Raw genomic sequence first — 23527 nt, forward strand, 5'->3', positions numbered from 1 at the left:
AGCCCAGCTACCAAAGGCGGGCAACCGCAAGCAAGCTCGATCCCTACGCCGAGAAGCTGGCCACCTGGTTGGTCATCGAGGCAACAAAATCGCGGAAACAGCGGCGCACTTTGAGGCAGATCCACACAGACTCAGCCCAAAAAGGAGAAAACCAAGAACTTATCCACATCGTGAGCACCTTCTGCTCACAAAGAGTGTGGGTCAATATTCGATGGAAAACTCGGGTCAGACTTCAGTGGAATTCAACACTTGGACACTTTATGCGTTGCCTTCGGTTCACCGTTTGCGGTGACTTTAGCGAGCTCCCGACCCCGGCCGCGACCACGCTTCGCTCAAGATCTGGGAACACCGAAGTTGCGATTTACATCGCCACGGAAAACCAGGACAAAGTCGCGCTAGACGTGGCTTTTCACCCTGATAATCTGGCCTTCGAAGGTATGAAATCTCAGGACGCGCGGCAGTTGGTTAATCACAGAATTGATGCCGCCCTGCAGGGCTACTCCCAGAACCACTCGGTTCGCAGAACCGGTAGTCAAGGCGGTGGCTTTGAAGCAAATGTGCGCATTGAAAACCTCGCAAAGAAGGCTGACGGAGTTCTTCGGGCATGTGAAATCATCTCAAAAGTAATCGACGCCATCGAGAGGCGTTGACATGTCGCCGGCAAGCTGGTCGGTCAGTACCCTTGTAGTTTCCGAAGTTATTCCTCACCCCAGGCTGGTCGCTACATGCAGGATCGAGTCAGTAGTGTCGTGGCCGTGTCTGACACGCGCTGCCTTAGAGGCTCGGCTCGATTTTGCTAATGCGGGCACCGGGATCATGCCGCCCCCTGTCAGCGGCACCACTAATACCGTCGCTGCAAATTGAAAGTTAATGGCCCTAACTCCAACAACGGTCAAAGCCGGCAGACCCTCCTCTTCCCTGAAAACTGCGGTGACGAGACAACAATAGGTGAGTTCACTAAGTAAATTAGCGGGTTAAAGCGCCATTTTTCAGTTACGCGCTGTTACGATAAACAACGCCCTGAACAGAGCCTTCCGAGAGCTCCATTTTCCAAGTCATTTGTTCAGCCCACCGCCTCCCGTGGACGAAGAACAAATGAGCCGAAACCGCTTGATCAAACACCTGGCCCGTTGCGGCCTCACCGGCATGCTGGCGATGGCTGCCGCCACGACGGCCCTCGCGGCCGATGAGCGTTTTGACATCACGCGATTCCAGGTTGAGGGCAATACGCTGCTGCCCGTGGCGGATGTTGAACGCGTGGTCGGCCCGCTGGCTGGCCCGCAGCGCGGCTTTGCCGATATCCAGCTCGCGGTTGAAGCCTTGCAGCAGGCTTATCGCAAGGCGGGTTACAGCACTGTGCTGGTGTCGGTGCCCGAGCAGGAACTGGCCGGCGGTGCGGTGAAGCTGCTGGTGCGGGAAACCGTGATTTCTTCGATCACCGTGACGGGCAACCAGCATTTCGACGAAGCCAATATCCGCGCCAGCCTGGTGCGGCTGCAGGTGGGCCGCTCGCCCAGCCTGGGCGCGATTTCCGAATCGATACAGCTGGCCAATGAAAGCCCGGCCAAGCAGGTCGGCGTGACGCTGGCCGAGGGCGACAAGCCGGGCACCATAGACGCCAAGGTGCTGGTCGACGACCACAAGCCGCTGCGCATCATCACCACGCTGGACAACACGGGCTCGCCGTCCAGCGGCCGCTGGCGCACCGGCGTGGCCGTGCAGCATGCCAACCTGTTTAACCGCGACCATGTGGGCACGCTGGCCTATACCACCTCGCCCGACAGCCCTTCGGGCGTGAACCTGAATGTCTATTCGGTGGGCTACCGCGTCCCGCTGTATGCGTATGGCGACAGCGTGGACTTTATTTACGGCAAGTCGAGCGTCAACTCGCCCGCCAGCTCGCCGGTGCTGGGCGGCCTGCTGGGCTTTACCGGCAAGGGCGATGTGTACGGCCTGCGCTGGAACCATTTTTTGGGCCGCAGCGGTGAGAGCACGGCCAAGCTGGTGCTGGGCCTGGACCACAAGCTGGTGGACTCGCGCTGCGAAGTGGGCGGGGTCACGGTGAGCATTGCGCCGCCTACACCGCCGATTGCCTCCTGCGTGCCTTACACCACCACGCCGCTGAGCGTCACCTACAGCAGCCAGCAAGAGGGTGTTGACCAGGTGTCGGGCTACAGCGTCGGCCTGTCGCGCAACATTGCGAGCGGCGAGCGCTATACCAATATTGACGGCCGCACGGACCGCTACTCTTACCTGACGCCGGGCAACCGAAGCACGCGTGACGATTTCATGGCCGCACGCGCCAGCGCCTCGTTCTTCAAGGGCTTGGCCAACGGCTGGCAGGTGCGCCTGGCCGGCAGCGCCCAGTACACCGACACACCGCTGCTCGCGGGCGAGCAGTTCGGCCTGGCCGGGGCTACGACGGTGCGCGGCTTCCAGGAGCGGGCGGTGGCGGCCGACAGCGGCATTGTGGCCAATGCCGAGCTGTATACGCCGGAGCTCGCCAGCCGTGTCGGGCTGCCGGGCCAGCTGCGCGGTGTGTTTTTTATCGACGCGGGCCACGGCAGCAACAACAAGGTGGGCAGCAGCGGCGTACCCGCCAGCGTCACGGTGTCCAGCCTGGGCGCGGGCCTGCGTTATGTCTTCAGCCGCGACTTCAGCCTGAACGTGGATCTGGCGCGCGTGAACAACGCGGGCACCTCCCTCACGGAAAAACGGGGCGACTGGAATGCCCACCTGAGCGCCTCGCTGGCGTTCTGATGAACACAAGGTACATCATCATGCCCATGTCCATGCAATCGCATTCCGGCCCCCTTCGCCTTTCGCTGCTGGCCAGCGCCCTGTGGGTGGCCTGCGCCACGCAGGCCTTTGCCCAGGGCTTGCCGGCCGGCACCCTGCCCACGGGCTGGAACGTCACCTCGGGCAACGCGGCGATCACGAAAAACGGCAACACGCTGAACATCAACCAGACCAGCCAGCAGGCCATCGCGAATTTTGCGACTTTCAACGTCGGCTCCGGCGCGCTGGTCGACATCCACCAGATCAACAGCTCCGCCGCGCTGCTGGCGCGCGTCAACGGCGGCGACCCGTCGCAGATCCACGGGCAAATCAGGGCCGACGGCGCCCTGTGGCTGATCAACCAGGCGGGCATCATGGTGGGGCCGGGCGCGCGCATCGACGTGGCGCGGTTTATTGCGAGTTCGCTGAACGTCAGCGACAGTGATTTCCTGGCCGGCCGCATGAACTTCAAGGGCACGGGCACGACGGGCGAGGTGCGCAACGCGGGCACTATCAATGCGGCCAGTGGCGGCAGCATTTACCTCGTCGGCGCCAATGTCGCCAACACCGGCAGCCTGAATGCGCCCCAGGGCGAGGTGCTGCTGGCGGCGGGGCAAACCGTGCAACTGGTGGATACGGCGACGCCGGGCGTTTCCGTCGCCATCACCGGCACGCCGGGTGAAGCCCGGAACATGGGCCAGATCACGGCCGAAGCCGGGCGCATAGGCCTGGCCGCGGGGCTGGTGAGCAACAGCGGCACGATCAGCGCGTCCAGCGCGGTGCGTGAAGGGGGCCGGATTTTCCTGCGCGCTTCGGGCGATGTCAGGACCTCGGCCACGTCGAACATCAGCGCCAACGGCACGACGGGCGGCAATGTGGTGCTGATTGCCGAGAACGCGGCGTCCATAGACGGCCAGGTGTCGGCCACGGGCAGTTCGGGCCGCGGCGGTTATGTGGACACCTCGGGCCATCGTTCACTCGACGTGGTGAACGTGCCGACAGTCGGCCGGGGCGGCGAATGGCATATCGACCCGTTCAGCATCGAGATCGTGGCGGCCGGGCCGGACGGCGGCGTCCTGGGCACCAATGCGATTGTGTCCAATGAGACCGGTGCCCATATCAACGCGGCGACCATTGTTGCCCAGCTCGATGCCGGCACGAATGTGAGCGTCACCACGGGCACGGGCAACCCCGCCCTGGACATGGTGCACGGCGACATCACGGTGTCGGCCGCCATCAACAAGACCGCCGGGGGCGATGCGGCGCTGACGCTGAACGCCAACAACAACATCGTCATCAACGCGCCCATCACCAGCACGTCGAACAAGCTGGACCTGAACCTGAACAGCAACTACCTGAACAACTACCCGGCCGACAACCACGCGGTGCAGCTCAATGCCGACCTGGCGCTGAACGGCGGCGCGCTCACGGTGTCGCAAAGCGGGGGCATCGGCAACGGCACGCTCAATATCGCGGGCGGCACGACGACGCTGGCGGGCGGCTCGATCATCAACGCCTCGGGCGTGAATGTGCAGGCCGGCGGCACGCTGGCCGGTGCCGGCACCCTGGCGCTGGGCGGCACCGGGACGCTGCTGAACAACGGTACCGTGTCACCGGGCACGGCAGGATCCGTCGGCACGCTGTTCGTCCAGGGCAAGTACGCGCAGGGCAGCACCGGGGTGCTCAACATCAAACTGGCGGGTACCGACAGCTTTGACAGGCTCGCCATCAACAACACCGCCAGCCTGAACGGCAAGCTCAACGTCCGCGGGCTCAACGGCTTTGTGCCGCCTGCCGATTCGACCTACAACGTTGTGACGGCAACGGGTTCGGGCAGCGGCAGTTTCAGTGTGGTCGATGCACCCAACATCACCTCCGGCAACGGCACGGCGAACCTGGCCGTCAGCTACCCCGGCTCAGGCACCGCTGCCCGCATCACGACAACCGCTTCCTCAGCGAGCATCTGCTCGATCTCGCCGAATTCAGTGCTCTGCCAGGTACTGTCGGCCGCCATCCCTGTCGCGGTCGCGATCCAGCCCGCCACCACGGCGGCCACCACGGCGTCGAACATCATCCTCAGACCGTCCTCTACCGGCGGAGCGCTGTTTTTTACCGAGAGTGAATCCACCCCCGAACAGGTCGCCGCCATGCCGGTCTCCATCCCGGCGGCCGGCAGCTCGGGAACCTCGTCGGCGTCCGGCGATGACGCGAAAAAGAGCGATAAAAAAGAGGATCAGATGATCGTTAAAACCGCTACCAAAATAGAACCGCCACCGCCAAAAACCTTCTGCAACTGAGGCGCATGACATGAAGCAGCCAACACTTTTTATCCGCTTGCTCCCCGCATTGGCGCTAGCGATGGCGCTGCTGGGGCTGGCCCCGCTGGCGCAAGCCCAGGTGGTGGGCACCGTCACCAAGGTCTCGGGCCTGATGGTGGCCAAAAGCGCCGAGGGCCGCAGCCGGGTGCTGGCCGAGAACTCGCCGCTGCGCCAGGGCGACACCATCACCACCGGGCGCAATACCTTCGGCCGCCTGGAGTTTGTGGACGGCGCGGCCATGGTGCTGCAGCCCGAGTCCCTGCTGGTGCTGACGCGCTACCGCTACGACGCGGGCAAGCCCGAACTCGACAAGGTCGAACTGGAGTTGACGCAGGGCGGCTTCAGCAGCACGGCCGGCGCATTGGGCAAACGCAGCCAGGATGCCACCGTGATCATCACGCCCGCGGGCAATCTGCAGGGCAGCGCCAGCATGGAGGTTTCGCTCAGATAGCCATAAGGCCGCCCGAGCAAATCCCCTGACACTCCCCTATCCAATACCGCAGGAGACCCCATGAAAAATTTCATTTCGATCCCGCTGGCCTTGCTGGCCATGCTGGCCTCCACTGCAGCCCTGGCGCAGTCCAATGTCCCGGCCATACCCTCGCCCACCGGTGCGCGCGCGCCGGGGCTGTATGTGGCCGTGCTGGACGGTTTGATCAAGGTCACCAACCCGGCCGGCACCACGAATTTCGCGGCCGGCCAGTTTGGCTACACCGCCTCGCCTATGCAGGTGCCTGCCATGGTGCCGAAAAACCCGGGGCTCCCATTCGCGCTGCCGCCGGCGTTCAACCAGTCGACCTCGCCCACCGGCTCGTCGACCGGTGCCAGGCCCGCAGTGGATTGCATCGTGCGCTAAACCCCGGATACCGCGCCCGGCAAGGCTGGAGGAGCCCGGTTTATCCTCGCGGCCCCCTGGAAAGCCCCTGTTCTTGCGAACCAGGGGCTTTTTTACGCCATCACGCAGCGACGGCCACGAACAATGAGTACCTTGGTCGTACCCGGGGAAGCCCTGCCCTGGCGGCGTTGCGTATTCAGGGCCTTTGCCTAAGAATGGGAGCGAACAACGGGAGGTTCTGATGAAGACACCGATTCAAACGCTGTTGCCGGCCGCCGTGGCCCTGCTGGCCGTCGCCCTGCCGCAAGGGGCATCCGCCCAGGCCACGCTGGAGAAAATCAAAAGCCGCGGGCAGATCAATGTGGGTTACCGGGTGCTTGCGGCGCCTTTCTCGTTGAACGAAGCACCGGGCAAGCCGGTGGGCTACAGCATCGAGTTTTGCAAGCCCATCATTGAGCAGCTGCGCCAGGCGGCGGGCAACAAGAACCTGCCGGTGCGTTATATCGAAACCGAAGTGGACGCGCGGGTGCGCCTGCTGACGGAAGGCAGTGTGGACTTGCTGTGCGAAAGCGTGACCGATACGCCGGAACGTCGCGCACGCATGGATTTTTCGACGCCGATTTTTGTCGATGCGGTCCAGGTGGCGGTGCGCAACAAGGACATGATCAGCACGCTGGAGCAGTTGAAGGGCAAAAGCATTGTGGGCATTGACGGCAGCACTGCGATCCCGGCGATGGAGCGTTTTGCGAAGACGCACGCGCTGAATTGGCAGCAGGCCAAGGCGGTGAATCCCGACGCTGCATTGGGCCAGCTGCAGCTGGGCTGGGCGGCCGGTTATGCGCGCGACGGCGCCTTGCTGGCGGCGCAGCTTGCCAGCCAGTCTGACGCGGGCAACTACACCATCCTGCCGGAGCGGCTCTCGGTGGAGACCATTGCCATTGCCTACCGCAAGGGCGACGCGGCCATGGGGGCGCTGGTGAATGCCTCGGTCAAGGAGTCCATGCGCAGCGGCGCAGCGCAGGGCTGGTATGACCAGTGGTTTTTAAAGCCGGCCAAGCCGGGCGGCAAGCCGCCTTTCACGGCCATGCCGGCGGAAATCAAAACGCTGTTTGATTCCGCCAAGGCGAACTGAGTCCGCGCCCCGGGCTTGTTCGTATTCAGGCGCCGGCAGGCGGCGGGGCGTCTTCGGGCGTGATGAAGGAGTCTTCCCACTGCACCGCGAACTGGTGGTCGGCATTGTCGTGAACAATGCCGGAGCCGGTGCTGAGCGGGTCGAAGTTGGTGAAGCGGATCTTGCGGTTGCGTTCGAGCTTGGCGCGCAGGCTGCTGCGGGCGGCGGTGATGGCGGCCAGGTCTACCTGGGCGGCTTGCTCCACCGGCTTCAAAGAGCTTACCGGCGGCGCCTCGGCAACCAGGGCACTGCCGTCGGCGGAGCGCATGGTGTCGGGCACGGTGGCCAGGGCGTCGGCCTCGGCTTCCAGCGGCAGGGCCATGGGCGGCTCGCCGAGCACGGCGGACGAGGACGGTTCCTCGTCGTCCGACAAATCGATTTCACCGAGGAAAGCGGCGCGCACGTCTTCGAGCGTGGGAAGGTTGCCGGCGCGCACCACGGCATAGGCGATGCCGCATTCGGCAAACAGTTTGCGCTTGAGGTCGCGGCTGCTGGCCCTCAGGCCGTGCGGACCGGGCACGTCGAGGCAGCCGATGACGGTGCCGTCGGCGGCGCAGACGGTGAAGCTGCAGTAGACGTTTTTAAGCAGTTCGAAGGAACGCTGGCCTTCGGCCTCATTGCGCGGCGAGACAAAACGGATGACGGGGACCTTGACCACGACGTGATGGTCGAAAAACGCGCGCTGCAGCCAATGCCAGACTTCCTGCTCGGTATCGAGCAGCAAGGGCCTGGGCTGCAAATGCCATTGGTTGGGAATGCGCCTTTTTTTGCGCGCGGCGCGCGCCAGCCAGCCGTGATGGCAAGCCGCCCCCGTTGCCATCCCTGACAGTGCCGTCGCCGTGAGCGCCAACACGAAAACATCAAACATGTGTGCCTTAACTTTTTATTCAGTTTAAACACAGCACCCTTGAGTTACAACCATTTACGTACTTGGGTGTTGTTGGCGCGTCTCATTTTGCGACGATGCGTCAAAAATGAGAACCTTATTCGGACATACCCCAGTAAGCGTCCAGAAAGCACCGATACAAAATTTACAGTTCTGAGGGTTCAGACTCGGGCAACGCGCTGGCCAGCACCTTGTCGATGCGCTTGCCGTCCAGGTCCAGCACCTCAAAGCGCCAGCCCGCGCATTCGACGACCTCCGCCGTTTTGAGCAGGCGGCCCGAGACGCTTTGCAGCAGGCCGGCGACGGTGTTGTAGCGGCCCTTGCCTTCATCGGGCAGTTCCTTGATGTCCAGCCTGGCCTTGAGTTCGGCCACGGGCATGACGCCGTCGATCAGCCAGCTGCCGTCCTCGCGCTCGGTGGCCCAGGCGTCCACCTGGGCGCCGGGCTGCAGCTCGCCGGTGATGGCTTCGAGCATGTCCATGGGCGTCATCAAGCCCTGCACCACGCCGTATTCGTCGACCACAAACACCATGCGGGTGGAGCGCGCGCGGAACTGCTCGAGCAGTTCCATGCCGGTGAGGGTTTCCGGCACAAAAACCGCCGGCACCGCGTACGCGCCTATGCGGTCGGCCACCGAGGGCACGGCGCCTGGGCCCTGGCTTGGCCCCTCGCCCGAGGGGGCCGGCTGGATCTGGCCGCGCAGCGCAAGCAGCTTGGCCACGTTGACCACGCCCACCACGTCGTCCAGGCTGCCGCGGCATACCGGGTACCAGGAATGGCCGGTGGCGCCGGCCTTGGCAATGGCCTGGGCCACGGTGTCGGAGGCGTCCAGCCATTCGATGTCGGAGCGCGGCAGCATCAGGGAGGTCAGCAGCCGGTCGTCGAGCAGGAAGACGTTCTGGACCATCTGATGCTCGTGTTCCTCGATCAGGCCGGCGTCAACGCCTTCTTCCAGGCTGGCGGCGATTTCCTCCTCGGTCACGGCACGGCCGGCCGTGTTGTCGATGCGCAGCAGCTTGAGCACCGCCAGCGTGCTGATGGACAGCAGCCGGACAAAGGGCTTGAAGCCCGTGGCCACCCACATCATGGGCCGCGACACCAGGCGCGCGACGGTTTCGGGGTAAAGCTGGCCTATGCGTTTGGGCACCAGTTCGCCGAACACAATGGTGATGAAGGTGATGACGGTCACCACCAGCGCGGTGGCGGTGATCTGGGAGGCGCGCTGCGGGGCGCCGAAGGTCTGGATCCACGCCGCCAGGCCGTCGCTGAAAGCGGCCTCGCCGATGATGCCGTTGAGCATACCGATGGAGGTGATGCCCACCTGCACCGACGACAGAAACTGCGTGGGGTTGTCGAGCAGGCCCAGCGCTGCCTGCGCGCCCTTGTCACCCGATTCCCCCATGGCCGTGAGCCTGGCCTTGCGGCTGGAGGCGAGGGCCATTTCCGACATGGCGAATACGCCGTTGAGCAGCGTCAAAAAAGCAATCAGCAAGAAATCCATAGTTTAGGAGAGGCCTGGCGCAAAATAAACACATGTCAATGTACTGTATCGGCGACCTGCAGGGTTGCGACGCCCCCCTGGAGCGGCTGCTGGAGAAGATAGCTTTTTCGCCCAGCCGCGACACGCTTTACATCCTCGGCGACCTGGTCAACCGCGGCCCTGAATCGCTCAAGGTGCTGCGCCGCCTGTCGGCGCTGGGCGACGCCGCACAGTGCCTGCTGGGCAACCACGACCTGCATTTGCTCGCGCTGTGGCAGGGGGCGCGTCCCCCGGGCCGCAAGGACACGGTGCAGGACATCCTGCAGGCACCGGACAGCGAAACGCTCATGGACTGGCTGCGCCACCGCGCCATGGCGCTGCAGCGCCACGGCTGGCTGATGGTGCATGCGGGCGTGCTGCCGAAGTGGACGGTAGCGCAAACCATGGCGCTGGCGGCCGAGGTCGRGCAGGTGCTGCGGGGGGGCGACCTTAAAGGCTTCTTCGGCGCCATGTACGGCAACACGCCGGACCATTGGAGTGACGGCCTGCAGGGCGCCGACCGGCTGCGTGTGGTGGTGAACGCGCTCACGCGCCTGCGCTTTTGCACGCCCGAAGGCCTGATGGAATTCGGCAGCACGGAAAGCGCCGACGGCGCGCCGGCCGGCTATTTACCCTGGTTTGACGTGCCCGGGCGGCAGACGGCCGGGACGCCGATGGCTTTCGGCCATTGGTCCACCCTGGCTAAGGACGGCCGCACGCCGCGCCTGCGCAACAACACCTTGCCGCTGGACACCGGCTGCGTATGGGGCGGCTGCCTGACGGCGGCGAAACTGGGAGCGGAAGCCGGAACGTTTGAACTGATCGCCGTGCCCTGCGAACAGGCGCAAAAACCGGGCAAGGCCGGCAAGTCAGGCTGAGATGGGCCGGCCCCGGCAGGCCTCGTCGGCCCAGGCGCGCGCCACGCTGGCGGACAGCAGCAGCACGGCCGAAGAAAAGTAGATCCACATCAGGATCACCACCAGTGAGCCGGCCGCGCCATAGGCCGACACCACGGCGGCGGTGGAGAGATAAAAGGCCATCAGGTGCTTGCCGACCGCAAAGAGGATGGCCCCCGCGGCTGACCCCATCACCAGATAGCGTAAAGCGGGTTTGGGGCCCACACTCATCTTCATGAGGGCCACAAACAATGCAACGCAAAAACCGAAAGACACGAGTTCATTGAGCACCCAGGCGAGTTTTTCGACCGGCAGGTAGCTGCCCGCCCAGCCCGACAGCAGGCTTAAAAAGGTCGAGATCGCCAGCGAGACCAGCAGCAGGAACCCAAACGCCAGGATGTAGGCGACCCCGCGCAGGCGCAGGGAAGCGCCGTGCCACCATTTCTGCTGCGGCACTTCGCCGCTGCCTTGCCGCCACAGGCGCTCAAATGCATCCTGCAACTCCGCGAACACGCCCGTCGCCCCCGACAGGAGCAGCGCAAAGGCAAACAGCGAAGCCGTAATGCCTTCCGAAGGCGCCTGCGCGCTGGACATCGCCTGCTGCACCACCTGGGCGCCCTGCGCCCCTATGACGCTGCGGATCTGGTCGACCAGGCTGGTTTCGAGATAGGCGCGGTCCAGCCACCAGCCGAGCACGGCGACCAGCAGGACCAGCAGTGGCGCCAGGCTCAGGATGCCGTAAAAAGACATGGCCGCGCTCATGCGCATGCCGCCGGCGTCAATCCAGTGGTCGACGGCGCGCCACAAGGGGCGAAAGATTGCGAGGATGCTTTGCGGGAGCGCGGGAAGCCCGAAAACCGCTGATGGTGCGGGCTTCAAGTCGGGATCGGAATTCGCCATCATGGGGACAGCGTAAAAGGCGGGCCGCGCGGCCCGCACCGGACAGCCCCCCTACCGGCCGTAGGCGCTAACCGACGGCAGAGCGGCTTTCAAGCCGCGGCTCAGGCCGTGGACTGGGTCTTGAACAGCGCGGCGACTTTCTTCTTGGGCTTGATGTTGGCCGAGACGCCGCTGCGCGCAGGCGCGGCCTTGGCGGCGGCTTCCCAGGCGGGCTGGGCGTCGGGTGCGGCCGTTGGCTCGTAGGGCTGGTCGAAGAAAGGGTCGCGTTGCGCGGCCGGCTGGCGATGCGGCGTGTATTCGCGGCGCTCGCGGGGTTGGCGTGCCTCGCGCGGGCTGCCGCCGTCCTCGCCTTCGCGGTACATGCGGCGGCCGTCGTTGATGCGGCCCTGCTCCTTGATGCGCGGGCGGTCTTCCTCGAACTCCAGGGGCTCCAGCTCGATCTTGGTCTTGATCAGCTTTTCGATGTCGGCCACCAGGCGGTTGTCGCTGCTGGCCACAAAACTCACGGCCAGGCCCGAGGCGCCGGCGCGGCCGGTGCGGCCTATGCGGTGCACATAGTCTTCGGCGTTGAAGGGCACGTCGAAATTGAACACCGCCGGCACGTCCTTGATGTCCAGGCCGCGGGCGGCCACGTCGGTGCAGACCAGCAGATCGACCTCGCCCTTTTTGAAGGCTTCCAGCGCCTTGAGGCGCTCGTCCTGGCTCTTGTCGCCGTGCAGGGCGGCGGTCTTCAAGCCCTCGCGCTCCAGCGAGCGGGCCAGGCGCGCGCAGCCCAGCTTGCTGTTGACGAACACAAAGGCCTGCTTCATGCCGCGCTCTTTGAGGATCTGGTGCAGTGCGCGGCGCTTGTCGTCGGCGCCCACGCTGTAGAAATGCTGCTCGACGGTGGAGGCCGTGGCATTGGAGCGCGCCACCTCGATGGTGACCGGGTCCTGCAGGTAGCTGGAGGCCAGGCGCTTGATTTCGGGCGAGAAGGTGGCCGAGAACAGCAAGGTGATGCGCTGCTTGGGCAGGTAGCTCAGGATGCGCTGCAGGTCGGGCAAAAAGCCGATGTCCAGCATGCGGTCGGCTTCGTCCAGCACCACGTACTCAACCTGGTTGAGCACCGCGTTCTTGGCTTCGATGTGGTCCAGCAGGCGGCCCGGGGTGGCCACCAGCACTTCCACGCCTTTTTTGAGCTCGGCCGTCTGCGGCTTCATGTCCATGCCGCCGAACACCACCGTGCTGCGCAGGTTGGTGTACTTGGCGTACAGCTCGACCTGCTGGGCCACCTGCACCGCGAGTTCGCGCGTGGGCAGCAGCACCAGGGCGCGCACCGGGTGGCGCGCGGGCGAAGTCGAGGGGTTTTCGTGCTTCATCATGCGCTGCAGCAGCGGCAGCGAGAAGGCGGCGGTCTTGCCGGTGCCGGTCTGCGCGGCGCCCATGACGTCCTTGCCCTGCAGCACGACCGGAATGGCCTGCTCCTGGATGGGGGTCATGGTCTCGTAGCCCATTTCGGCGACGGCGCGGGCCAGCGGTTCGGCCAGCGAAAGATTCGAAAAAGAGGATGTCATAAGAAAGCTCTGCGTAACGCTTGCGGGTATCTCTGTCGGTGGTAGCGCGCGTATCGGGGGATGGGGTTGCCTGGGCGCGCGTGCGGCCAACAGCACAGCCGTTGGCGGGAAAGGTAACACCGCAGACCGCCCGGGTCCGCGCGATGTCGACCGCGCGGCAGGGCTTGTGCAGGGCTTCCTCAGCCCCGTATTGTCGCACTTTGGGCCAATTGGCTGGTTTTGCCGGTGATTTACGGTTTCAGGGCCTGCCGCAGCCCCGGTACCCGGACTGCTTGCGGTGGCATATTGCTATCAATCTTATAGCCAACAATTCAGATCAGTCAATGAATTCAGCCAGACAGGCTATAAATTCCGGGCGCTGAAGGTGTCGCAGGCCTTGACGCTGCCGGTCTTGAAACCGGTGTCAAACCAGCGCTGGCGCTGGGCGCTGGTGCCGTGGGTGAAGCTTTCGGGCACCACCGCACCGCCGCCGGCGCGCTGCAGGGCGTCGTCGCCGATCTTGGCGGCCGCGTTCATGGCTTCCTCGACGTCGCCCTGCTCCAGGATCTGGCGGGCGTTCTGCGCGTTGTGCGCCCAGACCCCGGCAAAGCAGTCGGCCTGCAGCTCCAGCCGCACGCTCAGGGCGTTGTATTCGGTCTTGCTCACGCGGCCGCGCATCTGGTCCATCTTGGCGCTGATGCCCAGCAGGTTCTGCACATGGTGGCCCACCTCATGCGCGATCACGTAAGCCTGGGCGAAGTCGCCGGGCGCGCCCAGGCGGCTGCGCAGGGTTTCGTAAAAACCAAGGTCGATGTAAACCTTCTGGTCGCCCGGACAGTAAAACGGACCCATGGCGGCCTGGCCCTGGCCGCAGGCGGTTTGGGTGGCGCCGCGGAACAGCACCAGCCGGGGTTTTTGGTAGGTCGCGCCGCCCTTGGCAAACACGTCGGTCCAGACGTCTTCGGTGTCGGCCAGCACGGTGGAGACAAATTTGGCCATGCGATCGTCGGCCGGTGGCTTGTGGGCCGGGCCCTGCTGCTGCACCTGGGCAGGCGGGCCGCCGCCGCTGAGCAGCCCCAGGATGGTCAGCGGGTTGACGCCGAAGATCCAGCCACCGACCAGCGCCACCACGATGGTGCCTATGCCTATGCTGCGGCCGCCGAAGCCAAAGCCGCCGCCCCCGCCGCCACCGTCATCGCGGCGGTCTTCCACGTTGTCGGATTCGCGATTGCCTTCCCACTTCATGCTGTTCCCCTTGTACCGTGCAATACTGCCCTGAGTCCGCCAGGCGCGAATCGCCCCCAGTCCCGGGCGCGTGTCAGCGCATGCGCCGACTTTACTTGAGCGGCCCTGCGCCGCGGAACAAAATTGAACTCGGGTGTATCCATTTCTCATGAACACTTTTGCCCTTTCCTCGCCCACAGGACCCGGCCCGCAGCGCAGCGCCGGCGCCGTGTTGCCTGCATTGCTTCGTTCGCCGCGCCTGGCCCTGGCGCTGCTGCTGGCCGCCTTGCTCACGGCCTGCGCCAGCCCCATCACCACGCGTGTGACCAGCTTCAACCAGTGGCCCGCCGACGCGGCGGGCAGCACCTTCAGCTACATCACGCCGGTAGACGCCACGCGGCAGCTGGAGCAAGCCACCTACGAAGGCTATGTGCAGGCCGAGCTTGAAAAACGCGGCCTCAAACGCGCGGGCGACGGCCAGGTCGGGCGCCTGCAGGTCGACGTGGCGACCAGCAGCCGCAGCGAGGAAAAAACCTGGCTGCAGCCGGTTTACCAGGACAACATGGTGTTCATGCCGCCCTACCGCGATGCGGCGGGCCGGCTCTACGGCGGCGGCTGGGTGCCCGATCCGTTTGGGCCGCGCTACGTGGGCGACCGGCCGGTCAGCGTGACGGTCTACACCAACAGCCTGCGCCTGCGGCTGCTCGACACCCAGGGAACGCCGGCCGGCAAGCCGCCGCGCACGGTGTTCGAGTCGCGCGCCGTTTACGAAGGCGGCAGCGGCGACCTGCCGCTGGTCGTACCCTACCTGGTGCGCGCGGTGTTCGACGACTTCCCGGGCCAGAACGGCCAGGTTCGCGTGGTGAAGTTCGACAGCGAAACCGGCGCCGTGATCAAGAAGTAGTTGTTCGGTTATTCGAACTGAACCCTCAGCCCCTTGAGCGCGCCGGCCACCGGCCCGGCCGCCTCGATTTCGGTATGCCAGGTTTGCCCCGCCTGTACCGGCCAGGCGTCGGTCAGCGTGCCGGTGGTAATGACGTCGTTGGCGCGCAAGGCCGGTGCGCCCGGCGTGGCGCGCAGCTCCTGCACAAAATGCAGCAAGGCCTGCACCGGGCCGTCCAGCACATTGGCGCCCACGCCCTCGTCCTTGAGCACGCCGTCGGCGTAAAGCCTGAGCCGCAAGCCCGCCAGCGCTTCCATCAGCGCCTCGGGTTCCGTTGTGGCCGGCAGCGCCACCGTATGGCCCACCAGCAGCCGGCCGTGCAGGCCGCCGTCGGCCACGGCCTGCGCGGCGCTGAACTTCCAGCCCGGAAAATGCGTGTGCACGATTTCATAGCCGTGGGCCACCCAGTCAATCGCCGCCACCAGTTGCGAGGCTGTGCAGCCGGGCGGCGGCGCCTCGCGCAGGCCGAACACAATCTCGGGCTCTATGCGCGGCTCGCACAAGCCCTTGAGCGAGAGCACCCCCCCATTCGGCGCGGCGGCAGCGACCTGCGCCAGGCTGCTGCGCCATACCGTGCCCCAGATGGGGCCGTAGACCTCGTAGCGCGGCCAGATCGTGCGGTTGGTAAAGCCGACCTTGTAGCCAACAGGATGGTCGCCCCCGGCACTGCGCGCGGCGCGCACGGCCAGCGCGGCGGCATAGGCCAACGGCACATCGGCAGGCACTTCGGCGGGCCAGGGCAGCGGCCGGGCTTCAAGGCGGGCGCGGGCCAGGTCGGCGACCAGCGCGGGAATGTCCGGATGCGAGGGGGTATTCATCAGGCCATGGTAGCCAAAAAGCCGGCTTCGCTCACAATGGCCGGATGCCTTTGCCCTCCTCCACTTCCGCAGCGTCCTCCGCGTCCCTGCCCCGCGTGCTGCTGACCGGCTTTGACCCCTTTGGCGACACTGGCCACAGCAGCCAGCCCGTCAACCCCAGCTGGCAGGCTGTACGCACATTGCACGGCAAACGCATCGCCGGCCACCTCGTGGTGGCGGCGCAGCTGCCTACGGTGTTCCAGGCCTCCATCAATGAGCTCACACGGCTGCTCACGCTGCACAAACCGGCGCTGGTGATTTGCGTCGGCCAGGCCGGCGGGCGCGGCGCGATGTCGCTGGAGCGCATCGCCATCAACGTCAACGACGCGCGGATCCCCGACAACAAGGGCGCGCAGCCCGTGGACACAGCGGTGGTGGCCGGCGGGCCGGCGGCCTATTTCAGCAGCCTGCCCATCAAGGCCATGCTGCAGGCGCTGCAAGCCGCGGGTGTGGCGGCCGAGGTGTCGCAGACGGCGGGCACATTTGTCTGCAACCACGTGTTTTATGCGCTGATGCATGTGCTGGCCACCAAGCGCGGCTTCAAACGCACGCGCGGCGGTTTTATCCATGTGCCTTATTTGCCCGAGCAAGGCGCGCCCAGCATGCCGCTGGAGGAAATCGTGCGCGGGCTGCGGCTGGCGGTGGCGACCGCGCTGGCCACGCCGCGGGACATTGCCAAGGGTGCAGGCGCGGTCAGCTAGCGTTTTGTCCGGTTTTGCCGTCGGAGACGGGCCCGGCGGGTTCGTCACGCAGAAGCCGCCACAGCAAAAAAGTGCCGAGGATGGCATTGCCCAGCGCAAAGCCGGTGAGCAGCAGCGTGGCCCATGCGTTGAGCGGACGGTTGTGCACCACCCAGGCCAGCAGCGGTGACAGGCTGTTGAGCGTGAGCATCAGCCAGAAGAGCGGGTTGCGCGGCTGGTAAAGCCGCGAAAAAGGGCGCGAAAGATGGCGTGGAGGAGGAAGCGGCGCTTGCATCACGCTCATGCTACCTGTGCCGTCCCTACGCGAGCCTGACAAACGCTCGCCAAGCTCTATCGAACGGCAAATGACGCGGCCATGAAACCCTGCGGTGGATTCATCTGCCGAGCCGGCATCACGCCGCCGGTGGAAGCGGTAGCCTCGGCAAACACCGGCGCCTTGGACGTGGCCTCAGCGGCCAGCGGAGCCGATGCCGCGGCAGTCACCCGGGCCTGCTCGATACAACTGTTGCGTGCGGAGCCCGCGCGGGTTTCCATGCAATGCGCAATTGCCGTGAGCTCAGCCCGGCGCTGGTCGTCGCGCAGTTTGGCTTTGGCGACCTGCGCATCGGCCACAAAGGCCATCGCGGCCAATTGGCACACAATCACCAGCCCCGCCGCCACCGCCAGCAGCGTCTTGTAGGGCAGTTCATCGAATTTCCTCAAATGCTCAGAGAACATGGCAACCTCCCTTTGGGTTACACCATGCTAGGCCGGCGTTGCAATAGGCCATTCGGCGCCTTGCCCGTCCCCTTGTAGGATAAAAACTTCTTGTTGCATCCGTTGCATACCGGCCCCCATCCACCACGCAGCGGGCCATCCCGCTTACCATCGCAGGCATGACGCTCCACCCGTATCCCACCTCGCTGGACGCCGGACAGACCGCGGCACGCTTGCCTTACCCATTGCTGGTCACCGAACTCACCCGCCTGCTCAAGGACGAGTCGGTGCAGGTCCCGCAGCGGGTGGTGCAGGCCCTGCCGGGCGGCGGAACCCTCTTCGTGATGCCGGCGCTGGACGCCCGTACCGCGATCGCCAAGCTCATCACCCTGACCCCCGCCAATGCCGGCAGCGGCCTGCCCGCCATCCAGGGCGACGTGGTGGTATTTGACGTGGCCAGCGGCCGGCGCCGGCTGATGCTGGACGGCCCCACCGTCACGGCCAGGCGCACGGCCGCTGTCTCGCTCCTGGCCGCGCAGCGGCTGGCGCCCAACACACGCGGGCCCATGCTCATCGTCGGCGCCGGCGTGCAGGGCGTGGCGCACATGGAAGCCTTTGCCCAGGGGCTGGGCGTGCGTGAGTTCCGCATCACCTCGCGCAGCCACGCCAGCGCCCAGGCATTGGCCCAGCATGCGCAGTCGCTGGGGCTGCACGGCCGCGTTGTGCCGGATGCCGACGCCGCGCTGGCCGATTGCCCGCTGGCCGCCACCTGCACGCCAGCCGGTGGCGTGGTGCTCAGCGCCCTGCCGCGCGACGACGGCTTCATCAGCGCCGTCGGCGCTTACACCCCGGCCATGGTGGAACTCAGCGCCGCGCTGTGCCAGTACGTCGCGGCCCAGGGCAGCGTGCTGGTCGACACCCCCGACGCGGTGCACGAAGCCGGCGACCTGCTGCAGGCCGGGCTGGACGTGGCCCGCTTCGCCAGCCTGGGCGAGGTGATACGCCAGGACATGAAAAAACCCGACGGGCCGGTGCTCTTCAAAAGCTGCGGCTGGGCGGGCTGGGATCTGGCCGCGGCGCGCACGGCGCTGGCCTGAACGGTTCCTGAAGGCTCTTCAGGCCTTGGGCAGCGTCACGCCCACTTGCCCCTGGTACTTGCCGCCGCGGTCCTTGTACGAGACCTCGCAGACGTCGTCCTTGTCGCTCTCGAAGAACAGCACCTGGGCGCAGCCCTCGCCCGCGTAGATCTTGGCGGGCAGCGGTGTGGTGTTGGAGAACTCCAGCGTCACGTAGCCTTCCCATTCGGGCTCGAACGGCGTGACGTTGACGATGATGCCGCAGCGGGCATACGTGCTTTTGCCCAGGCAGATGGTCAGCACGTTGCGCGGGATGCGGAAGTACTCGACGGTGCGGGCCAGCGCGAAGCTGTTGGGCGGGATGATGCAGCTGTCGCCGTGGAAGTCGACAAAACTTTTTTCGTCGAAGTTCTTCGGGTCGACCACGGTGCTGTGGATGTTGGTGAAGACCTTGAACTCGGGCGCGCAGCGGATGTCATAGCCGTAGCTGCTGGTGCCGTAGCTGATGATCTTCTGGCCGTCGCGCTGCCGGATCTGGCCGGGTTCGAAGGGCTCGATCATGCCGTGCTGCTCGGACATGCGGCGTATCCATTTGTCGCTCTTGATGCTCATTCGGGGGAACTCCTCACTGTGCCCTGATTGTAGGCAAGCCGGGCGCCGGCCGGCCAAGTGCAGCCGGTCGCTATGGATTTGGGAGCTGCCGGTGACCGTCGATGCTGGAGATCCAGGTCAAAACACATGGCCGGTGGCAAGCGCCGCGGCGGCCGCCCGGGTCTCAACGCCCAGCTTTTCAAAAATATGCTCCAGGTGCTTGTTCACCGTGCGGTGGCTCATGCCCAGGATGTCGCCGATGTCGCGGTTGGTCTTGCCCTTGGCCAGCCAGGAGAGCACCTCGGTTTCGCGCGGCGTCAGCGCGGCATTGGCCAGGCGCGAGGGCGAGGCCGCGTTGGCGCCGCGCTGCTCCAGCAGCAGCATGGTTTCGCCTATGCCGACCCGGCCCATGTTGCGCACCGACAGCTGCACGCCGGCCAGGCCGAGCAGCACTTCGCCGGCGTCGCCTTCCAGCGCCGCATGGACGGAATCGGGCAAGCGCCCCGGCTGCGCCCCGCCCCCGGCACCTTGCAGCCAGAGGGCGGCCTGCGGCGAGCGCCAGGCGATGCGCCCGCGCGCATCGACCAGCACCACACCGAAGCCGGCCACGTCCACCGCCTCGCGCGCCAGCCGCGTCATGCGCGCATTGCGCGTGTGGGTGTGCAGGCGCGCCACCACCTCCTGCGCGCGCAGCGGCTTGACGACGTAGTCGACGCCGCCGCAGGCAAAACCTTCGAGCACGTGCGGCGTCTCCGACAGGCCCGTCATGAAGATCACCGGGATGTGCGCCATCACGGGGTCGGCCTTGATGCGCCGGCAGGTGTCAAAGCCCGACAGGCCGGGCATGACGGCATCCAGCAGGATGGCGTCGGGCGCGACCAGCTCCAGGCGCTGCAGCGCCGAATCGCCGTCGCGCGCCACCAGCACGGTGTAACCCTCTCCTTCCAGCGTGTCGCAGAGCATGCCCAGGCTGCTGGGGGCGTCGTCGACCACCAGCACCACCGGGCGCTGTTCGTCAGCGGCTTCAAGCATCGGCGCCCTCCGTCAAATGGTCCAGCAGCAGTTCGAGTTCGCAGCGGCTCACAAAGCCGCGCAGCCGCGCGCAGCTCGGGGCCAGCGCCGGGTCTTCGGCCGCGATGCGGTCCAGCAGGCGGTGCAGGCCGTGCACGTGGCCCAGTTTCACCAGCCGTATCAGCCCGGCGCGCGCCTCCTCGGGCAGGCCTAGCGAGCTTTCCGCCGCCGCGCCGGCCGCCGGCGGCGCCGGCGAGACGACGGAGGTCACCCACTCCAGGCCCAAGTGGCGCTGCAAGGCGTCCATCAGCTCGGATTCGAGCACCGGCTTGCCGACAAAAGCCTGGCAGCCCGCCGCCTTGAGGCGCGAGGCCTGGTTCTCGAACACATTGGCCGACACCACGATGATGGGCACCTCGGCATACCCCCGGCCGCGTATCTGCAGCGCGGTTTCCCAGCCGTCCAGGTCGTCCATGCTGATGTCCAGCAGGATGGCGTCGGGCACGCCGTCCTTGAGGCTGTCTATGCATTCGAGGCCGCTGGCCGCCTCTTTCACGTCAAAGCCCAGCGGCGTGAGCATGCCGGCCAGCATCTGGCGCTGCACCGGCTGGTCATCGACCACCAGCAGCGTCCTGCGCTTGCCGAAGAAACCCGCGATCTGGTGCGGCGGGTCGGCCAGCGGGCCGGGGTCGTCGATCTCGCGCAAGTACAGGCGCACGCTGAAGGTGCTGCCCTTGTCGGGTTCGCTGTGCAAGCTCAGGTCGCCGCCCATCAACGCCGTCAGCAGGCCCGTGATGGTCAGGCCCAGGCCGGTGCCCGGCTCGCCGCGGCGCCGGCCCGCAGCGCCCCGCTCGAAGGGCAGGAAGATGCGCTGCTGGTCCTGCGGCGCGATGCCTATGCCGGTGTCCACCACGTCGAAGCGGATCACCTCGCGCCGGCAGTCCACGTGCAGCTTCACGCTGCCCGCGTCGGTGAACATCACCGCATTGCTCAACAGGTTGATGATGATCTGGCGCAGCCGCTTGGCGTCAGCCTGCACCCAGGCCGGCATGCGGCCGCTGTGGGTGTAGAAAAAATCCACGCCCTTGGCCTCGGCCTGCGGCCGCACCATGCTGACCAGGCCTTCGAGGAAGTCGGGCAGCGGCACGGGAATCGGCTCCAGCCGCAGCCGGCCGGCCTCGATGCGCGCCAGGTCCAGCAGGCCATCGACCAGCTGCAGCAGGTGTTCGCCGCTGCGCTGTATGGTCTGTACGGCTTCGCGCGGGGTATTGGCCAACACTTCGCTTTTGAGCAGGATCTGCGAATAGCCCAGGATGCTGTTGAGCGGCGTGCGCAGCTCATGCGTCATGCCGGCCACGTAGCGGGTCTTGGCCTGGTTGGCCGACTCGGCCACTTCCTTGGCGGTCTGCAGCGCGGCGTCCGTGCGCTGGTGCGCCTCGATCTCGCGCGACAGCAGCTGGTTCTGCCGGTTCGACTCATCCTGCGCCATGCGCCGGCTTTCGCTGCCCAGCACCACCCACCAGCTGCACACCGCGACGATCAGCAGCAGCATGGCGAACACCTTCACAAAGGCCGAGCGCAGCAGGCCGGCCAGGTCGCCCGAGGGCGGGAAGGCGGTCTCCTGCATGTAGACCATGCCCATCACCGTGGCCAGCAGCGCGCACAGTGAAAGCATCACCACCATGTAGTGGCCGACCCGGAAGTTCACTCGGCTGGACAGCGCGCTGGGCAGCAGCTTGCTCAAAAATTCCTCGGCCTGCTCGGCCGCGCGCGAGCGCGTCTTGCAGCGGTCGTGGCAGCGCGACTCCAGCGTGCAGCACAGCGAGCAGATGGGCGCGCCGTAGGCCGGGCAGCTGGCCATGTCTTCGGCCTCGAAGGCGTTCTCGCAGACATGGCAGCGCACCCTCTGGCCCGGCACGCCCATGGCCTGCGGCTTGCGGGCGACGTAATAACGCCCCTTGGTCACCCACGCCAACAGCGGCGACAGCAGCAGCGCCAGGCCCAGCGCGATAAAGGGCGAAAAGGCCTCGGCCCGCGGGCCCATGGCGCCGGTATAGGCGAACACCGAGACGATGGTCGCCAGCAACATGGAGCCCAGGCCCACCGGGTTGATGTCGTACAGGTGCGCGCGCTTGAATTCGATGCCCGGCGGGCTCAGGCCCAGCGGCTTGTTGATGACCAGGTCGGCCACCAGCGCGCCCACCCAGGCAATCGCCACATTGCTGTAGAGGCCCAGCACTTTTTCGAGTGCCGAAAAAACGTCCAGCGTCATCAGCAGCAACGCGATCGCGACGTTGAACACCAGCCACACCACGCGCCCCGGGTGGCTGTGCGTGAGGCGCGCGAAGAAGTTGGACCAGGCCAGCGAACCGGCGTAGGCGTTTGTCAGGTTGATCTTGAGCTGCGACACCACCACGAAGACCACGGTCGCGGCCAGCACCCAGGCCGGGTCGCTGAAGACGTAGGCAAAGCCCGCCAGGTACATCTGCGTGGGCTCCACCGCCTTGGCGGCCGGCAGCTCATGCTGCAGCACCAGGAAGGCCAGGAAGGCGCCGCCCAGCATCTTCAGCATGCCCAGCACGATCCAGCCCGGCCCGGCCATCAGCACCGCAGCCCACCAGCGCCGGCGGTTCGCATGCGTCTTTTCAGGCAGGAAGCGCAAAAAGTCCACCTGCTCGCCGATCTGCACCACCAGCGAGAACGCCACGGTGGCGGCGGCACCAAACATGAGCGGGTCGAACTCACTGCTGCCCGAGCTGCGGCCCGTCAGTCCAGTGAAGTCCGAAAACGCCTGCGGGTTCTTCCAGAACACCGCCAGGTAAGGCAGCAGCAGCAGCACGCCCCACAGCGGCTGCGTCCACATCTGCAGGCGCGAAATCAGCGTGATGCCGCGGACCACCATGGGCACGATGATGATCGCGCTGATCACGTAGCACCAGGCGATCGGGATGTCCAGGTACATCTGCAGCGCCAGCGCCATGATGGCCGCCTCCAGCGCGAAGAAGATGAAGGTGAAGCTCGCGTAGATCAGCGAGGTGATGGTCGAGCCCAGGTAACCGAAGCCTGCGCCGCGCGTGAGCAAATCCATGTCCACGCCGTAGCGCGCCGCGTAGTAGCTGATAGGCAGGCCGGTGAAAAAGGTGATCAGCCCCACCACCAGGATGGCCCACAGCGCGTTGGTGAAGCCGTAGTTGAGCGCAATGGCGCCGCCTATGGCCTCCAGCGCCAGGAAGGACATGGCGCCGAAGGCCGTGTTGCCGACACGCCACTCCGACCACTTGCGAAAGCCGCGCGGCGTGTAGCGCAGCGCGTAGTCCTCGATGGATTCGTCGGCCACCCAGGCGTTGTACTCGCGGCGAATACGAAAAATTTTCTGGGTGGCGATGGTCAAGGCGGTCTCCGTCAAACGGCCGTAGGGCTGCGGCTACACACCCCGGGCGTCCCGCAAGAAGTGTGCCCGCATGTGGTGCAAGCGTGGCTACGTTGATTGACGTATAGGGATGCGCGGCCCTTGTGAACATGATTCACCTGACCCCGACGCAAGCATCCACCCCATCAACCTTTCAGCTTTTCACCAACCGCAGGAGCCCAGC

21 protein-coding genes are annotated in these 23527 nt (G+C 65.7%); 10 read left to right on the forward strand and 11 right to left on the reverse strand.

Annotated features, from left to right (window positions below; genetic code table 11):
* From AC1DXS_RS14870 to AC1DXS_RS14895, 6 genes are all read left to right on the forward strand, one after another.
* A partial coding sequence (locus tag AC1DXS_RS14870; protein WP_477738332.1) for a hypothetical protein occupies positions 1–650 on the forward strand: 650 nt, incomplete at its 5' end.
* 445 nt (positions 651–1095) lie between these two features.
* Positions 1096–2760: a ShlB/FhaC/HecB family hemolysin secretion/activation protein gene (locus AC1DXS_RS14875; RefSeq protein ID WP_477738260.1), complete on the forward strand. Its 1665-nt coding sequence runs from the start codon at positions 1096–1098 to the stop codon at positions 2758–2760.
* A 20-nt stretch (positions 2761–2780) separates the two neighbouring features.
* Positions 2781–5075, forward strand: a complete 2295-nt coding sequence (locus AC1DXS_RS14880; protein WP_477738261.1) for a two-partner secretion domain-containing protein — start codon at positions 2781–2783, stop codon at positions 5073–5075.
* Between the two features lie 10 nt (positions 5076–5085).
* On the forward strand, positions 5086–5547 hold the full coding sequence (locus AC1DXS_RS14885; protein WP_477738262.1) for a FecR family protein: 462 nt from the start codon (positions 5086–5088) through the stop codon (positions 5545–5547).
* Between the two features lie 60 nt (positions 5548–5607).
* Entirely contained in the window at positions 5608–5952 is a 345-nt protein-coding gene (locus AC1DXS_RS14890) for a hypothetical protein (RefSeq protein ID WP_477738263.1), read from the forward strand.
* 220 nt (positions 5953–6172) lie between these two features.
* Positions 6173–7063 carry an amino acid ABC transporter substrate-binding protein gene (locus AC1DXS_RS14895; protein WP_477738264.1) on the forward strand — a complete coding sequence of 297 codons (891 nt, stop codon included), beginning with the start codon at positions 6173–6175 and terminating at the stop codon, positions 7061–7063.
* Positions 7064–7088: 25 nt separating this feature from the next.
* Here the strand turns inward: AC1DXS_RS14895 and AC1DXS_RS14900 are convergent, their stop codons facing one another.
* Complete coding sequence (locus AC1DXS_RS14900) at positions 7089–7970, reverse strand: DUF2726 domain-containing protein (protein WP_477738265.1); 882 nt, start codon at positions 7968–7970, stop codon at positions 7089–7091.
* Positions 7971–8133: 163 nt separating this feature from the next.
* Positions 8134–9489, reverse strand: a complete 1356-nt coding sequence (locus tag AC1DXS_RS14905; RefSeq protein WP_477738266.1) for a hemolysin family protein — start codon at positions 9487–9489, stop codon at positions 8134–8136.
* A gap of 32 nt (positions 9490–9521) precedes the next feature.
* Here AC1DXS_RS14905 and AC1DXS_RS14910 point away from each other — a divergent pair, with 32 nt between their 5' ends.
* Positions 9522–10385, forward strand: coding sequence for a symmetrical bis(5'-nucleosyl)-tetraphosphatase (locus tag AC1DXS_RS14910; RefSeq protein WP_477738267.1), 864 nt, complete (start codon positions 9522–9524; stop codon positions 10383–10385).
* Here the strand turns inward: AC1DXS_RS14910 and AC1DXS_RS14915 are convergent.
* The 3 genes from AC1DXS_RS14915 to ypfJ form a co-directional block, all read right to left on the reverse strand.
* A complete protein-coding gene (locus AC1DXS_RS14915; protein WP_477738268.1) occupies positions 10377–11303 on the reverse strand; it encodes a YihY/virulence factor BrkB family protein in 927 nt (308 codons plus the stop codon). The two genes, AC1DXS_RS14910 and AC1DXS_RS14915, sit on opposite strands and share 9 nt — an antisense overlap.
* A gap of 101 nt (positions 11304–11404) precedes the next feature.
* Positions 11405–12856 (reverse strand): DEAD/DEAH box helicase, encoded by a 1452-nt coding sequence (locus AC1DXS_RS14920; protein WP_477738269.1) that lies wholly within the window; start codon positions 12854–12856, stop codon positions 11405–11407.
* A gap of 342 nt (positions 12857–13198) precedes the next feature.
* Entirely contained in the window at positions 13199–14080 is an 882-nt protein-coding gene (ypfJ, locus tag AC1DXS_RS14925) for a KPN_02809 family neutral zinc metallopeptidase (RefSeq protein WP_477738270.1), read from the reverse strand.
* Between the two features lie 148 nt (positions 14081–14228).
* On the opposite strand from ypfJ, the gene AC1DXS_RS14930 reads away from it, so the two are divergent.
* Complete coding sequence (locus AC1DXS_RS14930) at positions 14229–14963, forward strand: DUF4136 domain-containing protein (RefSeq protein ID WP_477738271.1); 735 nt, start codon at positions 14229–14231, stop codon at positions 14961–14963.
* Positions 14964–14971: 8 nt separating this feature from the next.
* On the opposite strand, the gene AC1DXS_RS14935 is transcribed toward AC1DXS_RS14930, so the two are convergent.
* On the reverse strand, positions 14972–15820 hold the full coding sequence (locus tag AC1DXS_RS14935; RefSeq protein ID WP_477738272.1) for a 2-keto-4-pentenoate hydratase: 849 nt from the start codon (positions 15818–15820) through the stop codon (positions 14972–14974).
* Between the two features lie 86 nt (positions 15821–15906).
* On the opposite strand from AC1DXS_RS14935, the gene pcp reads away from it, so the two are divergent.
* Entirely contained in the window at positions 15907–16560 is a 654-nt protein-coding gene (gene pcp, locus AC1DXS_RS14940) for a pyroglutamyl-peptidase I (RefSeq protein ID WP_477738327.1), read from the forward strand.
* On the opposite strand, the gene AC1DXS_RS14945 is transcribed toward pcp, so the two are convergent.
* Together AC1DXS_RS14945 and AC1DXS_RS14950 are read right to left on the reverse strand one after the other, a co-directional pair.
* Positions 16553–16843, reverse strand: a complete 291-nt coding sequence (locus tag AC1DXS_RS14945) for a hypothetical protein (RefSeq protein ID WP_477738273.1) — start codon at positions 16841–16843, stop codon at positions 16553–16555. The two genes, pcp and AC1DXS_RS14945, sit on opposite strands and share 8 nt — an antisense overlap.
* A gap of 47 nt (positions 16844–16890) precedes the next feature.
* The gene (locus tag AC1DXS_RS14950; protein WP_477738274.1) at positions 16891–17277 is read right to left on the reverse strand and encodes a hypothetical protein; all 387 of its coding nucleotides are present in this window, start codon (positions 17275–17277) and stop codon (positions 16891–16893) included.
* Positions 17278–17435: 158 nt separating this feature from the next.
* On the opposite strand from AC1DXS_RS14950, the gene AC1DXS_RS14955 reads away from it, so the two are divergent.
* A complete protein-coding gene (locus tag AC1DXS_RS14955; RefSeq protein WP_477738275.1) occupies positions 17436–18353 on the forward strand; it encodes a delta(1)-pyrroline-2-carboxylate reductase family protein in 918 nt (305 codons plus the stop codon).
* Between the two features lie 18 nt (positions 18354–18371).
* On the opposite strand, the gene dcd is transcribed toward AC1DXS_RS14955, so the two are convergent.
* The 3 genes from dcd to AC1DXS_RS14970 form a co-directional block, all read right to left on the reverse strand.
* A complete protein-coding gene (dcd, locus tag AC1DXS_RS14960; protein ID WP_477663929.1) occupies positions 18372–18944 on the reverse strand; it encodes a dCTP deaminase in 573 nt (190 codons plus the stop codon).
* A 117-nt stretch (positions 18945–19061) separates the two neighbouring features.
* Positions 19062–19955: a response regulator gene (locus AC1DXS_RS14965; RefSeq protein ID WP_477712885.1), complete on the reverse strand. Its 894-nt coding sequence runs from the start codon at positions 19953–19955 to the stop codon at positions 19062–19064.
* Positions 19948–23325, reverse strand: coding sequence for a hybrid sensor histidine kinase/response regulator (locus AC1DXS_RS14970; protein ID WP_477738276.1), 3378 nt, complete (start codon positions 23323–23325; stop codon positions 19948–19950). The genes AC1DXS_RS14965 and AC1DXS_RS14970 overlap by 8 nt, the downstream gene beginning before the upstream one ends.
* Positions 23326–23527: the final 202 nt, after the last annotated feature.

The organism is Polaromonas sp. P3_B1, assembly GCF_056402935.1.

What these genes read in the sequence shown, in the direction of transcription:
- AC1DXS_RS14875 (WP_477738260.1), top strand. Translation starts at nt 1,096, where the DNA reads ATGAGCCGAAACCGCTTGATCAAACACCTGGCCCGTTGCGGCCTCACC.
- AC1DXS_RS14880 (WP_477738261.1), top strand. Translation starts at nt 2,781, where the DNA reads ATGCCCATGTCCATGCAATCGCATTCCGGCCCCCTTCGCCTTTCGCTG.
- AC1DXS_RS14885 (WP_477738262.1), top strand. Translation starts at nt 5,086, where the DNA reads ATGAAGCAGCCAACACTTTTTATCCGCTTGCTCCCCGCATTGGCGCTA.
- AC1DXS_RS14890 (WP_477738263.1), top strand. Translation starts at nt 5,608, where the DNA reads ATGAAAAATTTCATTTCGATCCCGCTGGCCTTGCTGGCCATGCTGGCC.
- AC1DXS_RS14895 (WP_477738264.1), top strand. Translation starts at nt 6,173, where the DNA reads ATGAAGACACCGATTCAAACGCTGTTGCCGGCCGCCGTGGCCCTGCTG.
- AC1DXS_RS14900 (WP_477738265.1), bottom strand. Translation starts at nt 7,970, where the DNA reads ATGTTTGATGTTTTCGTGTTGGCGCTCACGGCGACGGCACTGTCAGGG.
- AC1DXS_RS14905 (WP_477738266.1), bottom strand. Translation starts at nt 9,489, where the DNA reads ATGGATTTCTTGCTGATTGCTTTTTTGACGCTGCTCAACGGCGTATTC.
- AC1DXS_RS14915 (WP_477738268.1), bottom strand. Translation starts at nt 11,303, where the DNA reads ATGGCGAATTCCGATCCCGACTTGAAGCCCGCACCATCAGCGGTTTTC.
- AC1DXS_RS14920 (WP_477738269.1), bottom strand. Translation starts at nt 12,856, where the DNA reads ATGACATCCTCTTTTTCGAATCTTTCGCTGGCCGAACCGCTGGCCCGC.
- ypfJ (WP_477738270.1), bottom strand. Translation starts at nt 14,080, where the DNA reads ATGAAGTGGGAAGGCAATCGCGAATCCGACAACGTGGAAGACCGCCGC.
- AC1DXS_RS14930 (WP_477738271.1), top strand. Translation starts at nt 14,229, where the DNA reads ATGAACACTTTTGCCCTTTCCTCGCCCACAGGACCCGGCCCGCAGCGC.
- AC1DXS_RS14935 (WP_477738272.1), bottom strand. Translation starts at nt 15,820, where the DNA reads ATGAATACCCCCTCGCATCCGGACATTCCCGCGCTGGTCGCCGACCTG.
- AC1DXS_RS14945 (WP_477738273.1), bottom strand. Translation starts at nt 16,843, where the DNA reads ATGAGCGTGATGCAAGCGCCGCTTCCTCCTCCACGCCATCTTTCGCGC.
- AC1DXS_RS14950 (WP_477738274.1), bottom strand. Translation starts at nt 17,277, where the DNA reads ATGTTCTCTGAGCATTTGAGGAAATTCGATGAACTGCCCTACAAGACG.
- AC1DXS_RS14955 (WP_477738275.1), top strand. Translation starts at nt 17,436, where the DNA reads ATGACGCTCCACCCGTATCCCACCTCGCTGGACGCCGGACAGACCGCG.
- dcd (WP_477663929.1), bottom strand. Translation starts at nt 18,944, where the DNA reads ATGAGCATCAAGAGCGACAAATGGATACGCCGCATGTCCGAGCAGCAC.
- AC1DXS_RS14965 (WP_477712885.1), bottom strand. Translation starts at nt 19,955, where the DNA reads ATGCTTGAAGCCGCTGACGAACAGCGCCCGGTGGTGCTGGTGGTCGAC.